This window comes from Acinetobacter nosocomialis (assembly GCF_041021905.1).
Lineage (GTDB): Bacteria > Pseudomonadota > Gammaproteobacteria > Pseudomonadales > Moraxellaceae > Acinetobacter > Acinetobacter nosocomialis.
Window position 1 is genome coordinate 444,782 of sequence record NZ_CP157432.1, and the last position, 14,682, is coordinate 459,463.

At 40.3% G+C, this 14,682-nt stretch carries 16 protein-coding genes, 1 pseudogene and 1 riboswitch; of the genes and pseudogenes, 11 read left to right on the forward strand and 6 right to left on the reverse strand.

The genetic code is table 11. The annotated features are described in order from the left end of the window. The first annotated feature begins 70 nt into the window (after positions 1–70). From ABLC00_RS02085 to ABLC00_RS02095, 3 genes are all read left to right on the forward strand, one after another. Positions 71–1,075 carry a DUF4062 domain-containing protein gene (locus tag ABLC00_RS02085; protein WP_033846397.1) on the forward strand — a complete coding sequence of 335 codons (1,005 nt, stop codon included), beginning with the start codon at positions 71–73 and terminating at the stop codon, positions 1,073–1,075. A 73-nt stretch (positions 1,076–1,148) separates the two neighbouring features. After that, positions 1,149–2,165, forward strand: coding sequence for a ferrochelatase (gene hemH, locus ABLC00_RS02090; RefSeq protein ID WP_033846398.1), 1,017 nt, complete (start codon positions 1,149–1,151; stop codon positions 2,163–2,165). Positions 2,166–2,188: 23 nt separating this feature from the next. After that, a complete protein-coding gene (locus ABLC00_RS02095; RefSeq protein ID WP_031981859.1) occupies positions 2,189–2,833 on the forward strand; it encodes an MBL fold metallo-hydrolase in 645 nt (214 codons plus the stop codon). Here the strand turns inward: ABLC00_RS02095 and ABLC00_RS02100 are convergent. Next, positions 2,830–3,024 carry a DNA gyrase inhibitor YacG gene (locus tag ABLC00_RS02100; protein ID WP_033846399.1) on the reverse strand — a complete coding sequence of 65 codons (195 nt, stop codon included), beginning with the start codon at positions 3,022–3,024 and terminating at the stop codon, positions 2,830–2,832. The genes ABLC00_RS02095 and ABLC00_RS02100 overlap by 4 nt on opposite strands. 87 nt (positions 3,025–3,111) lie before the next feature. On the opposite strand from ABLC00_RS02100, the gene ABLC00_RS02105 reads away from it, so the two are divergent. From ABLC00_RS02105 to ABLC00_RS02125, 5 genes and pseudogenes are all read left to right on the forward strand, one after another. Further along, positions 3,112–3,750 carry an SAM-dependent methyltransferase gene (locus ABLC00_RS02105; RefSeq protein ID WP_080775582.1) on the forward strand — a complete coding sequence of 213 codons (639 nt, stop codon included), beginning with the start codon at positions 3,112–3,114 and terminating at the stop codon, positions 3,748–3,750. Beyond that, entirely contained in the window at positions 3,740–4,945 is a 1,206-nt protein-coding gene (locus ABLC00_RS02110) for a TIGR03862 family flavoprotein (RefSeq protein WP_033846401.1), read from the forward strand. The genes ABLC00_RS02105 and ABLC00_RS02110 overlap by 11 nt, the downstream gene beginning before the upstream one ends. 77 nt (positions 4,946–5,022) lie before the next feature. Then, positions 5,023–5,433 (forward strand): GFA family protein, encoded by a 411-nt coding sequence (locus ABLC00_RS02115; protein WP_017393979.1) that lies wholly within the window; start codon positions 5,023–5,025, stop codon positions 5,431–5,433. Positions 5,434–5,477: 44 nt separating this feature from the next. Continuing rightward, positions 5,478–5,544: riboswitch (Fluoride riboswitch) on the forward strand. A 124-nt stretch (positions 5,545–5,668) separates the two neighbouring features. After that, positions 5,669–6,049: a fluoride efflux transporter CrcB gene (gene crcB / locus ABLC00_RS02120; RefSeq protein ID WP_017393978.1), complete on the forward strand. Its 381-nt coding sequence runs from the start codon at positions 5,669–5,671 to the stop codon at positions 6,047–6,049. 165 nt (positions 6,050–6,214) lie between these two features. Further along, positions 6,215–6,340: pseudogene (locus ABLC00_RS02125) on the forward strand (hypothetical protein). 135 nt (positions 6,341–6,475) lie between these two features. On the opposite strand, the gene ABLC00_RS02130 reads toward ABLC00_RS02125, so the two are convergent. The 3 genes from ABLC00_RS02130 to ABLC00_RS02140 all read right to left on the reverse strand — a co-directional run bounded on the left by ABLC00_RS02130 (position 6,476) and on the right by ABLC00_RS02140 (position 8,716). Next, on the reverse strand, positions 6,476–6,808 hold the full coding sequence (locus ABLC00_RS02130; protein WP_033846402.1) for a HopJ type III effector protein: 333 nt from the start codon (positions 6,806–6,808) through the stop codon (positions 6,476–6,478). A gap of 254 nt (positions 6,809–7,062) precedes the next feature. Further along, entirely contained in the window at positions 7,063–7,317 is a 255-nt protein-coding gene (locus ABLC00_RS02135; protein ID WP_001224256.1) for a type B 50S ribosomal protein L31, read from the reverse strand. A gap of 100 nt (positions 7,318–7,417) precedes the next feature. Then, the gene (locus ABLC00_RS02140; RefSeq protein WP_002053487.1) at positions 7,418–8,716 is read right to left on the reverse strand and encodes an AarF/ABC1/UbiB kinase family protein; all 1,299 of its coding nucleotides are present in this window, start codon (positions 8,714–8,716) and stop codon (positions 7,418–7,420) included. Between the two features lie 257 nt (positions 8,717–8,973). Between ABLC00_RS02140 and ABLC00_RS02145 the strand changes: the two genes are divergently transcribed. Beyond that, positions 8,974–10,221: an SfnB family sulfur acquisition oxidoreductase gene (locus ABLC00_RS02145; protein ID WP_033846403.1), complete on the forward strand. Its 1,248-nt coding sequence runs from the start codon at positions 8,974–8,976 to the stop codon at positions 10,219–10,221. 32 nt (positions 10,222–10,253) lie between these two features. Next, a complete protein-coding gene (locus tag ABLC00_RS02150; RefSeq protein ID WP_004710753.1) occupies positions 10,254–11,504 on the forward strand; it encodes an acyl-CoA dehydrogenase family protein in 1,251 nt (416 codons plus the stop codon). A gap of 33 nt (positions 11,505–11,537) precedes the next feature. Here the strand turns inward: ABLC00_RS02150 and abeM are convergent, their stop codons facing one another. Both abeM and ABLC00_RS02160 read right to left on the reverse strand, forming a co-directional pair. Further along, a complete protein-coding gene (gene abeM, locus ABLC00_RS02155) occupies positions 11,538–12,884 on the reverse strand; it encodes a multidrug efflux MATE transporter AbeM (protein ID WP_004710751.1) in 1,347 nt (448 codons plus the stop codon). Positions 12,885–12,916: 32 nt separating this feature from the next. Beyond that, positions 12,917–13,378 (reverse strand): DMT family transporter, encoded by a 462-nt coding sequence (locus ABLC00_RS02160; protein WP_001984522.1) that lies wholly within the window; start codon positions 13,376–13,378, stop codon positions 12,917–12,919. 117 nt (positions 13,379–13,495) lie between these two features. Between ABLC00_RS02160 and hemW the strand changes: the two genes are divergently transcribed. Next, a complete protein-coding gene (hemW, locus tag ABLC00_RS02165; RefSeq protein ID WP_033846405.1) occupies positions 13,496–14,650 on the forward strand; it encodes a radical SAM family heme chaperone HemW in 1,155 nt (384 codons plus the stop codon). Positions 14,651–14,682: the final 32 nt, after the last annotated feature.

The following is a 14,682-nucleotide window of genomic DNA, read 5'->3' on the forward strand; positions in this document are numbered from 1 at the left end:
TATTTGGGGCGGTTCATAATCTTGGCTTATTTGGGCCATATTAAGATTATGGGGCGATAAGGGTATTGTTATGCTCGATACACGCTATCAGATTTTTATTTCAACATCAGGTCGCGAGATGCAACCTGAACGTATGGTTCTCTCTCAAACTTTAGTCAGTATGGGTTTTTTTGCTTGGGGTTTAGAGTATAGAAGTCCTTTAACTACAACACTTGCCCGTCGGCAAATTGATGAATCGGATTATGTTGTTTTGTTGCTAGGTAGCCAGTATGGTGAACAATCTATTTCTGGTGCTAGTTACTTTGCTCTAGAGTATGAATACGCTTTAAGTCGAGCTAAACCGATTGTTGTATTTATGCATGAACAGCCGGAAAGCCGCGAGATGCATTTACAAGAGGCTCATCCACAGCTTAAAGAAAAATTTCTCGCATTTAGAAAAAAACTATTACATGAAGCTCACCACATATTTTACTTTAAAAGCCCTCGTGACTTAGAGTTAGCGGTCCGTTTAAATATGCCTCTAATAGTTGAACAGCATGTGGGGCAAGGCTGGGTACCTGCACACCAAGCACATCAATTAGAAGATGAAATTAATCGATTAAAAAGTAAAATTTCACAATTAGAGCAACAGTTAGTAGAGTCATCAACTCAAACCAATGAAGTGGCTCCACATGATGTTTTTGCGTTTGAATATCAGATTCAAGCTTTTCAAGATGGCAACTTTAGAGAGCTTAAGCGTCAGAGACAAATGACTTGGTCACAGCTCTTAAGTATATTGGCTAAACATTTTGAGACAGCCATGCCAGAAGAAAACTTTGGAACTTGTCTCAATGAATATCTCAATCATGCAGGACTAGAGGATGCCCGTCAGGAGCTGCCAAGAGCACATGCGGTGGCTGGCGCACAGATTAATCACAAGGCACTATTCCGTATTAAAAATCAGATGCAATCACAGGGTTGGATTGTTCCAACCAAGATTGATCAGCAGCATAGTTTATGGAAGGTGACGACAAAAGCGCAAAAGCTCTTGCTGAGTTATAAATGGAATCATCGGAGTACTCGATTAAAAGCTTAGAGCGATTCAATTTAGATATGACCATGAAAGCTGTTACATTAGTGTCATAAGATGAATTGAAAGGCATTTACACATGTCGTTTGAACAAAAACCGAAAGTTACTGTCATTTTAGCGAATTTAGGCACGCCGGATGAGGCAAATGTCCCAGCGGTGCGCCGTTTTTTAAAGCAGTTTTTATCTGATCCACGTGTGATTGAAATTCCAAAATTCATTTGGTGGATTATTTTAAATCTATTTGTCTTGCCTTTTCGCCCAAAAAGAGTAGCGCATGCCTATGCTTCGGTATGGTCTACCGATTCGCCCATGCGTGAAATTGTATTTGAGCAAACTCAACGTGTGCAGGCTTATTTAGAGCGTGAAAATAAACAGTTTGACTTAACTGTGTTGCCCGCCATGACTTATGGTAATCCGGGTATTGATGCAGTTTTAGAAAAGTTAGCAGCTCATCCACAAGAGCATGTCATTTTATTGCCTTTATTTCCTCAGTATTCTGCCACATCGACAGCACCGTTATATGACGCATTTGCTAAGTGGATTCCTACTCAGCGAAATTTGCCAGGCTTGACCATTATTAAAGACTACTACCAGCACCCAATGTTTATTCAAGCACTGGCAGAAAGTGTTTTAGCTTATCAAGCACAGCATGGTAAGCCTGAAAAACTATTGATGTCTTTTCATGGTATTCCGCAGCCTTATGCAGATAAAGGAGATCCTTATGCAGATCGTTGTCGTATTACTGCAAAGTTAGTCGCTGAAGCTTTGCATTTAAAAGATGATGAATGGGCTATTAGTTTCCAATCACGGTTTGGAAAACAAGAATGGGTGAAACCTTATACCGATCAGCTCTTACAAGATTGGGCGAAGCAAGGCGTTAAGTCTGTTCAGGTTTTAAGTCCCGCTTTCTCTGCTGACTGTTTAGAAACACTTGAAGAGCTCGCTATACAAAACGCTGAGTTGTTTCAAGAGGCAGGTGGCGGAAGCTATGCTTACATTCCTGCTTTAAATAGCGATCAAGCTCATATTGATTTGCTTGCAGGTTTAGTTCAGGCTAATCTTGATGCCCTTACCCATACCTTAGCCCACCGTTAATTGCGTTTTAGCCAGAGGTTCTTATGCTGCAAGTCAAAATTGTTCCAGTTACTGCTTTTGCTCAAAATTGTTCTTTAGTTTGGGACAGTGAAACAAAAGAAGCAGTTTTGATTGATGCAGGCGGTGACGCTGCTGTTTTGAAGAAAGAAGTAGAAGCCTTAGGTTTAAAAGTAAAAGCGTTATGGCTCACTCATGGGCATTTAGACCACGCAGGGGCAGTGGGTGAACTCGCAAAAGAGTGGAGTGTTCCTGTTGTTGGTCCGCATAAAGAAGATCAGTTCTGGCTAGATATGATTCAGGAAGTTTCAGCACGTTATGGTTTTCCAATTCCACAGCCAGTAAAAGTTGATCAATGGCTTGAAGGCGGTGAAGTGCTAAAACTCGGTGAAGATGAGTTTGAAGTGCGTTTTGCACCAGGACATACACCAGGTCACGTCATGTTCTATAACAAGAATCATGGTTTACTCTGGACTGGCGATGTCCTGTTTAAAGGCTCAATAGGCAGAACAGACTTTCCACGTGGTAACCATGAGCAACTCATTGAATCGATTCAACGTGAATGCTTTAGCTTGCCAGATCAAACCCAATTTATTTCAGGTCATGGTCCAATGAGTACCATTGGCTATGAAAAACAATTTAACCCTTTTGTCGCAGGTAAAGCGGGTTAATCTTCATAATCATCTTCATACTGACTACCCTTGTCTTGCTGAGGAGCATCTTGGGTAGGCAGTCTATATTCATCGTTTGCCCAAGCGCCTAAATCAATGAGTTTACAACGTTCAGAACAAAACGGACGAAATTCATTGCCTTCCCAAACACTTGGTTCACCACAACGTGGGCAGGGGAATGTACGTGGCATAAAGCGATATCCTCAAAGTGAAGAGAAATAGATTAGGCAAAAGTCAGGTGACTTGTTAGACTTGTGCCGATTTTTATTTAGTTTGATGTGATTATGCAGATTCGTCAATTTCAAGCACAACGTATGCAAGCGCCTCGTGATTTTACCCCAATTGAAAATACTCCGATTTGTGTAGAAATTGGGGCAGGCAAAGGTAAACATGCTTTGCTATTTAGTGGGCAAAATCCTCAGCACACGTTATATGCAATTGAACGAACTAGAGAAAAATTCTTAGCGATGCAAAAGCAGCATGGTTTGGAACCAAGAGACAACTTGGTACCTGTACATGCAGATGCTTTACCTTGGGTTGTACATGCTTTACACCCTGCTCAAGTTGAACATTTTTTTATTCTCTATCCGAACCCAGAACCTCATAATCCAGCACAACGCTGGTTGAACATGCCATTTTTTGAGTTCCTGTTATCACGCCTGAAAACAGGTGGAACTATTACTTTAGCAAGTAATATTCCTGAATATATTGAAGAAGCTGAACAACAGTTATTAAACGTGTGGAAGCTGCTTTACCAAAAAGAAAAAATTGCGCAAGCCTCTGCACGCACTCATTTTGAAATTAAATATTTAGAGCGTGGCGAGCCTTGTCAACAGCTCATTATGACCAAGCCGGAAGGTTATCAAACTCGATTTGATGAGTTTACGCCAATGCAAGGGCAAACACATGGCGAATAAGCGGATTGCCATTATTGGTGCGGGTCCGGCTGGTTTAATGGCAGCTGAGGTACTGAGTCAGTATGCTTATGAAATTGATGTGTTTGAGCAAAAACCTTCGGCTGCGCGTAAGTTTTTGATGGCAGGCAAAACGGGCTTAAATATTTCGCATGCTGAACCATTAGCCCAGTTCATTGAACGTTATGACCATGCAGAATGGCTCAAACCGTGGGTTAAAAAATGGGATGCAGTCTGGATTCAGAACTGGATGAAAAGTCTGGGAATAGACTCGTATGTAGGTAGTTCCGGTCGTATTTTCCCTGTTGAAATGAAAGCTGCTCCTTTACTTCGTGCTTGGTTAAAACGTTTAGCAGAACAGCAAGTTAAATTCTTTTATCGTCATCGTTGTATTAATTTGCAAGGTACAACAGTGACTTTAGAAAACCAAAATAATCAAATCACTGAAACTTTTACCCAACAATACGATGCAGTGGTATTAGCATGCGGAGCGGTGTCTTGGTCTCAATTGGGTAGTGATGGCGCTTGGCAAAAATGGATGGATCAATCCAGTATCGAACCTTTTCAAGCGAGTAACGCAGGGGTATTGCACACTTGGTCAGCTTTTATGGAAAGTTGTTTTGGGGAACCTTTAAAGCGTATCAATGCGTGGGTTGAACCTAACCAAGTTACTCATGGTGATATTGTGATTACTCACTACGGTTTAGAAAGTGGGGTCATTTATAAACTCGGACGAGCTTTAAGAGAACAACAAAAACAAGGAAAAAGTTTAAATCTATTTTTAGACTTATTGCCTGATGTAGAGCTTACACAGTTAGTTAAAAAGTTACAGGCTAGCAAAAAACAATCGCTTACTAATATCTGGCGTAAAGCGGGCTTAGACACGGCCAAAATTAACTTAATTAGAGAAGTGGTTGATAAATCGCTATGGAGCCAACCAGAGGTTATGGCTCAGCAAATTAAAGCACTTCAAATTAAATTAGATGGTTTTAGACCGATTGAAGAAGCAATTAGTTGTGCTGGTGGCGTCAAGCAAGGTGCATTAACTGAAAGTCTAGAGCTTAAGCAAACTTCAGGTGTTTTTTGCTGTGGCGAAATGCTGGATTGGGATGCTCCTACAGGCGGATATTTGCTTACAGCATGTTTTGCTACGGGCCGAGCAGCTGGTGAAGGTGTGCATTCATTCTTAGAAAAATAACAGCGAATTTGGTGCTATGTTTGATATGTGAAAAGTGTTATTTTTGAGCGATCAATAATAATAGGATTTATGAGAACATGTCTCAGACATCACCAGTTTATCAAGGAAGTTGTTTATGTCAGGGTATCCGCTATGAAATTAAAGGCGGTATCGGAGATATTATTCAGTGTCATTGCCAACGCTGTCGGAAAGCCAATGGAACAGCATTTGCCACGAATGCTCCTGTCAACAGTGCAGATTTTAAAATTACACAAGGTGAAGACCTCGTCAAAAAATTTGCTGTGAACGGTGTGTACCGTTGGTTTTGTAGTGAATGTGGTTCACCGCTTATTAGTTCGCGTGATGCCCAACCAGAAATGTATCGTTTAAGAATTGGGACACTAGATACACCATTAGACCAAAAGCCGACAATGCATATTTTTGCTGCTTCAAAAGCAGAGTGGGAAAGCATTTGTGACGATTTACCGCAATACGATGAACGTCCATGATTTAAAAAGTATGTTTTAATCAACTTTTAGATGATTTAATATACTTAAAACAGGGAGATGGCATTCCTCCCTTGAAAAACCGCCGTATTGGCTAATGATGCCTACGTTACCCTCATATATTTATATCGCTGGGTACGTAGGTTATTGCGTACTCTGCTTATTTTTGGAGTACGCCATGTCACTTTTCCCATCATTTTTATTTGCTCTTTTAGCATCTCACTAAAGGGGTGGTTCTATGTATTATCCTTTACTTTCAATTGCTTTAGGCTCAGTTCTAGGGGCGTGGTTGCGTTGGTTTTTAGGTTTAAAACTCAACCCGATTTATCCGCAAATTCCGTTGGGTACTGTTACTGTTAATTTGGTCGGTGGCTTTATTATTGGTTTTGCGATGGCTTATTTTGCTCATAGTGATTTGAACCCGAATTATAAGCTTTTTGTGATTACCGGTTTTTGTGGTGCTTTAACTACTTTTTCAACGTTCTCGATTGAGATCGTCACCTTATTGCAAAGTGGTAAGTGGGGAATGGCGATGTTGGCGATTTCTATTCATTTAATTGGGTCTTTAATTTTTACGTGTTTGGGGTTGGCGACTTATTATTGGGTAGCGGGCAACTGATATTCCGATGTTTAAGGAGCGAGATATACGGCACGGCCTCCGTTTTACGATATTCTCAAAGAGCATTTGTATAGGCATACCTTACTTTTGAAAGATCAAAAGTAAGCAAAAATCTTCTGTTTCGCTGATGCTACATCCATGTAGCACAGCAAAACAGCGGCATTCATGCCGCTTGTCACGATAGTAAATGATGAATTAAAAACATCTGATTTATTTTAGGATTTGATACGCGTTAAAGTCATCAACAGCCTGACTGAAATCAGCTATATCTTGTTTTTGCAAGATAGTTGATAAGTGTAAACAGGGAACAGGTTCTGTTGATGACAAATGTCTTTGGTTACTTTGGGCAAAACCAAAGTAACAGAATTAGCTACTTTCATTTGAGAATAAACGGTAAGACTCCCTCGTGTATTCACAAATTCTTAATTACTTTTCAGTTAAAGCCTGACCTTCCAACTTCACACCATCCCAACCATTTTGCATAAACTGACGAATATTTTGGTGGTCAGTTCCCTCTGGGGTAGCCAATACAGATGCGTAGTGCTCTGCAAATAAACTTAAAGTTTGTGCTTGGTCTAAACCTTGTAACTTGGCAAAAGAGAAAACTTTTGCACTGCCTTGATTTTCAGTTGCAGCGTTATGCTGTGCGCCATTTTGAAAAGCTGTTGGAGTATGTTGGTAGCGTGCTTCAATATAAGCTAAAACGTCTGAAAATTTTGCTGTGCCTGCTTGTAATTGGGCAAGTAACTCTTGTGCCATAATCTTAAACTTCCTAACAAATGGGGCTTAAGCATAGCATCGAATACACGCTTTGAAAGCGTGGGAGCTATAAAAAAATGATGGGATATTTGGAAAATTGAGAATATTTTTTAGACAAGATGTGGATAAGTTTTAGTTTATACACAACTGAAAAAAATATAGAAAAAATCCACATAAAAAAAGAAGCCTAAGTGGAGGAGATGAGTCTTAGGCTTCCAATGATTTAAGTGTATTGGTTAAAACTTAACGTAAGATTAACTTTTACGATTGAAGCGGGCGAAGCGTTTGTTAAAGCTTGCAACACGCCCTTCATTACTTGCTTGACGTACTTCACCTGTATAGAACGGGTGTGATGCACTTGAAATATCAAGAGTCACATAAGGATAGACTTGTCCTTGATATTCTTTGGTTTGTTTCGTCTGAATGGTACTACCAATTAAGAAGTACACGTCTGCATTGGTGTCATGAAATAACACTTGTTGATAAGCAGGATGAATATCTTTACGCATGAGAGATTGTCCTAAATTATTTTTGATTAAAGAAATGTTATAACATAACAATTAATAAGTCAATGTAACCCTAAAAGGCTACATTGATAAGTAAATTAAGTTAGTTAGAAGGTGGAACCAGCTCTTCAAATAAATCATTCAGGTTGTCATGTACTTTTAAGTGAATGAGGTTCCAGTAGTGTCCTGAAATGGTTCTATTAACCATTAATGTATCTGGTGAAGGTTTAAAGACATCCCAATATTTTAAAGACTTTTTCACGAGTAACATGCCATCATGATGTGATGAATTCTCTGCAAAATCATAGGTTGTGGTAAGCGGACGCAATAACACTTCAATCCAGAGTTTATAAAGATCGCTCGGGAATTTACCTTTTTCGGTCAGTGAGTGTAGAGCAAGTAACTCAGTTTCAATAAGATCAATATCTTCATGACGAGCTGCATTCACCAATCGTTTAAAGCTATAGACAATTTCATTGGAAAGCGTTTTAACACTGCCATAGTCATAAATAATGACACTGCCATCTTGGCGGAAGGCAAAGTTACCCGGATGAGGGTCACAGTGAAAACGTTTTAAAAAGAACATTTCCTGACCTAAAGCGCGGATTAAACGTCGGCCAATTGTGTTTCGAATTTCGATAGGCCAAGAACTAGCAGTTTCAATACTGTCACCTTGTTCAAGGCTTAAGGTTAAAATACGTCTTGAAGAGTAATCTTTATAAACAGTCGGGATAATAATTTTGTCGTCTAATTTACTATGAAAAGTTTTAAAGACCTCAAGATTTTGAGCTTCGATTTCATAGTTAAGCTCTGCTGATAGACTATCTTGAATCTCTGCAAAAAGCTGATCTTGCAGCTTTTTATCAATCTTAAGTACACCCATTAAGCGTAGTGCTAAACGTACTTGTTTTAAGTCACTTTCGCAGGCTTCATCAACACCGGGATATTGAACCTTAACCACAACTTGTTCACCATTTGGCAAAACTGCTTTGTGAACTTGTCCAATCGATGCAGCAGCAAAAGGCTGTTCATCAAAAGATTTAAAGGCAGCGTTGAGCGGTTTTCCAAGCTCACGTTCAACTTGTTGCTGAATCGCTGCAAAAGGCATGGCTGGAGCTTGGCGTTGTAGTTTTGATATTGCTTTAGCAACTTCTGGTGGGAAGATATCTTTATATTGCGATGCAATTTGCCCAACTTTCATGACAGCACCTTTCATTTCGCCTAAGGTGTCTGCAATCTGTAGACCGATATCTTGAAACAATTTAGTTTTTGCAGCCAGTTTCTGTTCTTCATCCGCAGTCAGGTTTCGAATCGAGTTAGAAACGGTTTTTGTTGCAATGCTCGCGGTCATTCCTGCAAGTTTCATAAATCGTTTGCCAGGTGAACTTGCATTCTTTGCCATATCTTCGATACCTCGTTGACTACAACATAATATTGTCTAGTTTTGATCATAGGTGACAAAACTTAAAAAGCCTATATGAAATTGTTTATCGCATGTAAGAAAATTTTCGAAAAACAAAACGTTATTTTTAAAGTAAAAAATGTGAAAAGCTTTTCAAAATTCATTTCATAAACAAAGCTTTAATATCTATAAAGTCGCTGTTTTTTTAGTGCTAAGGTGAAGGACATGTTAAATAAGAAATAGAGACAATAAAAGTTATGACCAGTCTAAATTCGTCCTATGGGCGCTCTCAAGCGGTTCCTTTATCTGTATTCGAGCAGTCGAAAGATGCACATATTATTCGTTCTGATGAAGAAGCAATTGAGATTGCCAAGCAACTTGCTCAAGAGTTTGCACAAGAAGCATCAGATCGTGATAGAGAGCGCCGTTTACCCTTAAATGAAATTCAGCAGTTCTCACAAAGCGGCCTATGGGCCATTACAGTACCTAAGCAATTTGGTGGCGCACAAGTCAAGTATCGAACTTTAGCAGAAGTGATCAAAACAATTGCAAGTGTCGATCCTTCTCTTGCTCAGTTGCCTCAAAATCACTTGGCTTTTATTGAACATTTAAGACTAGATGCGAAACCTGAACAGCAACAGTTCTTCTTTAATTTGGTGCTAAGAGGAATTCGTTTTGGCAATGCATTTTCGGAAAAACACAGTAGGACAGTCGCGGAGCTCACAACTAAACTTGAAAAGACCGAACATGGCTATGAAATTAATGGCAAAAAATTCTTTGCAACGGGTGCTTTGCTTGCCCACTGGATTCCAATTGTTGCTGTAAATGAACAGGGGCAACCTTATGCTGCACTTGTGCCACGTGAAACATCTGGGGTCAATATTATTAATGACTGGTCTGGTTTTGGACAACGTACCACGGCTAGCGGTACGGTAGAGCTGAATCAGGTGCCAGTACGTGAAGAATATTTAGTTCCGATTTACCAAGCATTTGAACGCCCAACACCAGCAGGTGCTATTTCTCAGTTTATTCAGGCTGCAGTCGATGCAGGTATTGCGCGTGGTGCAATTGAAGAAACGATTCAATACGTCAAAAATCACAGCCGTGCATGGATTGATTCAGGTCTGGAAAAAGCCAGCGATGACCCTTACACCATTGCAAATATTGGTGACTTAAAAATCAAACTGCGTGCAGCAGAAGCAGTCCTTGACTTGGCTGGAGATGCAATTGATCAAGCGATTGCTGACACCAGCGAAGAACATGTAAACCAAGCGACACTATTGGTTGCCGAGGCAAAAGTACTTACCACAGAAATTGCTATTTTGGCTGCCAATAAACTTTTTGAGTTATCGGGTACGCGTTCTACTTTATCTGAACTCAACCTTGACCGTCACTGGCGCAATGCCCGTACCCACACCTTGCATGACCCTGTGCGTTGGAAATATCACATTGTCGGTAACTACTACCTCAATGGAGTTCAACCACCTCGTCATGCATGGAGTTAAATTGAAGAAAAAACAAAATTAGGAGAATAACGATGACAACAGCTCAAATTGAATTAGAAGAACTATCGGTAGGCGCGGATTATGAGAAGGTTGCAAACAGATTTCGTCCCATTTTTGAAAAAATTGCGCAAGGTGCAATTCAACGGGAAAAAGAGCGAATCTTACCTTTTGAACCGATTCAGTGGTTAAAAGAAGCTAAGTTGGGTGCTGTACGAGTACCCCGTAAATATGGTGGAGATGGGGTTTCATTACCTCAACTGTTCCAGCTTTTAGCAGAGTTAGCAGAAGCTGATTCCAATATTGTACAAGCTTTACGTGGTCATTTTGCATTTGTTGAAGACCGTTTGGTTGCTCATAAAGAGCACTCACAAGAGGTCTGGTTTCAGCGTTTTATACAAGGCGATTTAGTCGGAAATGCATGGACAGAAGTTGGAAACGTACAGATTGGTGATGTCGTTACACGTGTCACCAAAGACGCTTCGGGTAACTTGGTGGTAAATGGCGAAAAGTACTATTCAACAGGAAGTATTTTTGCTGACTGGATTGATTTATTTGCTTACGATGAGGTGAATGACCGTCATGTGATTGCTGCTATTTACCGTCATGAAACAGGTGTAAGTGTACTTGATGATTGGGATGGCTTTGGTCAAAAGACAACCGGCAGTGGTACTTTAAAAGTACATCAAGTTCATTTGCCAGCTTCAAACCTCATCCCATTTGACCAACGTTTTAAGTATCAAACCGCTTTTTATCAGGTGGTGCATCTTGCAACATTAACAGGTATTGCGCGCGCTGCAGTCGAGACGTTCAGTCAGGAAATTCGTGAACGCAAACGTATTTTTAGTCATGGTAATGGTGACTTGGTTCGTCACGACCCACAAGTTTTACAAGTGGTCGGTAAGGCCTCAGCTCAAGCTTATGCAAGTGAAGCAATCACCTTGAAAACGGCCGAGGCATTACAAAAGGCTTATGAAAGCCATTTTGCCGAGTCTGAAGTGAAAGAGCATCAGTTTAATGTAGATGCCGAGCTTGAGTCGGCACAAGGGCAGGTCGTGATTTCCAATTTAGTGCTTGATTTAACAAGTCAGTTATTTAATGCATTAGGTGCATCAGCAAGTAGCCAAACGAAACAACTTGACCGTTTCTGGCGTAATGCGCGTACTGTGTCTTCACATAATCCGCTTATTTATAAAGAAAAAGTGATTGGAGATTGGGAAGTAAACCGTACGGATTTACCTTTTGTCTGGCAAATTGGAGCAAGCCCGCGCGCAAAGTCTGCATAAAATAAAAAAGCCGATATTTCATCGGCTTTTTTATTAGGTTTGACTTAGGCGCTTTGTATTTAGGTAGAGCCGTGAGAGCAGTAAAACACAGGCAATACTTAAACCAATAATTAAACCAAGCCATACGCCAGCTACGCCCCAATGGGTATAACGTGCCAAATAAAGCCCGATTGGGAAAGCGATCACCCAATAAGCCATTAGGGTAATCCACATTGGTGCTTGTGTGTCTTGCATGCCTCTTAAACAGCCGGCAGCGCTGACTTGTAGGGCATCCATCAACTGATACCCCATTGCGAACCAGAGCAAATACATGGCAACAGGTACAACGTCTATATCTTGAGTGTAAACCGAGACAATTTGTTCACGGCCTAGAGCAATAAAAGACATGGTCAGTAGAGCAAAAAATACTGCTGTGCTTAGACCAATCTTTTGTACTTGGTACATGGAAGCCCAGTTCTTTTCACCATAATACGTCCCCACGCGAATGGTTAAGGCAATTGCAAGTGATAGCGGAATCATAAACAACACAGAAGTAACTGAAATAGCCACTTGGTGTGCAGCAATAAACACTTCACCTAATGGGCTAAGGACTAATGCACCTGTACTAAAAATACTTACTTCAAAGAACACTGCTAAACCAATTGGCAAGCCAAGCTTTAAAATTCTTTTAACCCAAGTCAGATTAATTTTGTCAAATCTACTAAAAATAGAGGTATTTCGATAAGCAGAAGCTTTATAAATATAGCCTGCTAAAGTGATCAGCATCAGCCATTGTAAAATGGAGGTCGCAAAACCACAGCCTGCGCTACCCAAAGCAGGTATTGGTCCTAAGCCATGCATAAAAATCATGTTAAGTGGGATTAAAACCACTAAGGCCAATAAGCTAATCGCGGTTACAGGACGTGGGTGGCCTAAAGCTTCTGAATAGCCACGTAGCGCTGCGTACATAGTTACAGCAGGCATACCTAAACCAATAGCATGCAAGAATAAACTTGCTTTAGGTCTTAAGCTTTCTGGAACACCGAATACGTGTAAGAAAAAAGGCATAAGCTGCAAAATGAGCATAGCCATTACACCTAAAATGATGGCAACCCATAATGACTGACGAACAATCACAGGAATTTGTTCTGTATTTCTCGCGCCTTTTGCCTCTGCAACTAACGGCGTAGTGGCAATCATGATTCCACTAAACAGAAGCATAATGGGAACCCATAAACCTACACCTACCGCAATAGCGGCTAAGTCTGCGGCAGATAAATGCCCAGCCATAATGGTATCAATTAACCCGAACCCTGCTTGAGCAAACTGCGTAATTAAAATAGGTAACATTAAATGGAAGAGTTGTTTTAATTCAGCCCGAAACGACGTGACATTCGACACAAAAGGTACTCTTTATAAATATAAAAATGAAACTAGCGCTGCAAGGTGAGTAACACACCAACAAAGATGACCACTCCACCAAGAAACCGTTGCCATGTAACAGGTGTCTTTTCGGTACCTAACCAGCCAAAATGATCAAGTAACATAGAAATGACCAATTGTCCAAAAACGACTAACCCTGTAAAGGTTAAAAAACCAAGCTTAGGTGCAGTATAAATGCTCATGCTAATTGCATAAACCCCAAGGAATCCTCCGGTCCAAAGAAGCCAAGGAATATTAGATATTTCACTTAAAGAGGGTTTTTCAGCACTTTGGAAGAACACCATAATGGCCAAGACAATAGTGCCTATGAAAAATGATAACAATGCCGCTTGTAATGGTGAGTGTAATTGCTCACGAAGCTGAGCATTGATTGCAGTCTGAAAAGCCATGGCAACACCGATTCCCATAGCTAAGGGTAAGATCAGGAAAAGTTGACTAGAGAATTTCATCATTTTTATCAATATTTAAGTATGTTTAAAAACAGTCTAAAGCAATTAAGGTATGTTTTCATAAGCCCATTGATGCAGTCATGTTAAAATAGAAATATTGTGTAAATTGGACCCTGTTCCTTGGCTGTATTAAACCCTGCTTCTGTTCCGTTATCTTTATATATCCACATGCCTTGGTGCGTGCGTAAATGTCCATATTGTGACTTTAACTCGCATGCGGTGCCTGATGGTGCGCTTTCGTCAGAACTCGAGCAAATCTATTTAAAAGCCTTAGTGGCCGACTTTGAAACTCAAGTTGAGATGGCACAAGGGCGTTCAATTCACAGTGTATTTATTGGTGGGGGAACGCCTTCACTTATTTCTGCTAAAGGTTATGCATGGCTGTTTGAGCAGCTTAAGTCATTACTTAACTTTGAAGATGACTGTGAAATTACTTTAGAAGCTAATCCGGGAACACTAGAACATGACCCGTTCGCAGGCTATTTAGAGGCGGGTATTAATCGTTTGTCGATTGGTGTACAGACTTTTAATACAGATCACTTGCAAAAGCTTGGACGTATTCATTCAGCAAACAATGCTATGGATGCAATAGAGCAAGCAAGACAAGCAGGCTTTAAGCGAGTTAATGTCGATTTAATGCATGGGCTGCCTGAACAAACACTAGAGCAAGCACTTTATGATTTAAAGATGGCTGTAGAGCATGGTGCTACACATATCAGTTGGTATCAACTTACTATTGAGCCAAATACCGTGTTTTTCCGAACGCAGCCTGTTCTACCTCAAGATGAAGTGTTAGAAGATATTCAAGAGCAAGGCGAAGCATATCTAAAAGCAAATGGCTTTATCAATTATGAAGTGTCAGCTTGGCGTAAAGAGCAGCCTTCAGCTCATAATTTAAATTATTGGGAGTTTGGTGATTATCTTGCAATTGGTGCAGGTGCACATGGCAAAGTAACACAGTCAGATGGCGTCTATCGTTTCCAAAAGACTCGTTTGCCGAAAGACTATTTAGCTAAAGTTCCAGCAGAACATTTGCAAATGAAAAAGATTGAAGCAGATGAATTACCTTTTGAGTTTATGATGAATACTTTACGCTTAAATGATGGGGTAAAAGCCGATTTATATAAACAGCGTACAGGCTTAAGTTTAGATGATTTAAATGATGTGCTTACTTCATTACGGGCGAGGAAACTTCTGGTAGAGGACAGCGCTCGTTTGGCCTGTACAGAGCAAGGGCATATTTTCTTAAATTCGGTACTGGAAGAGTTTTTATAATTAAATAGTCCTAAAGGAAAAGCCGCATGATG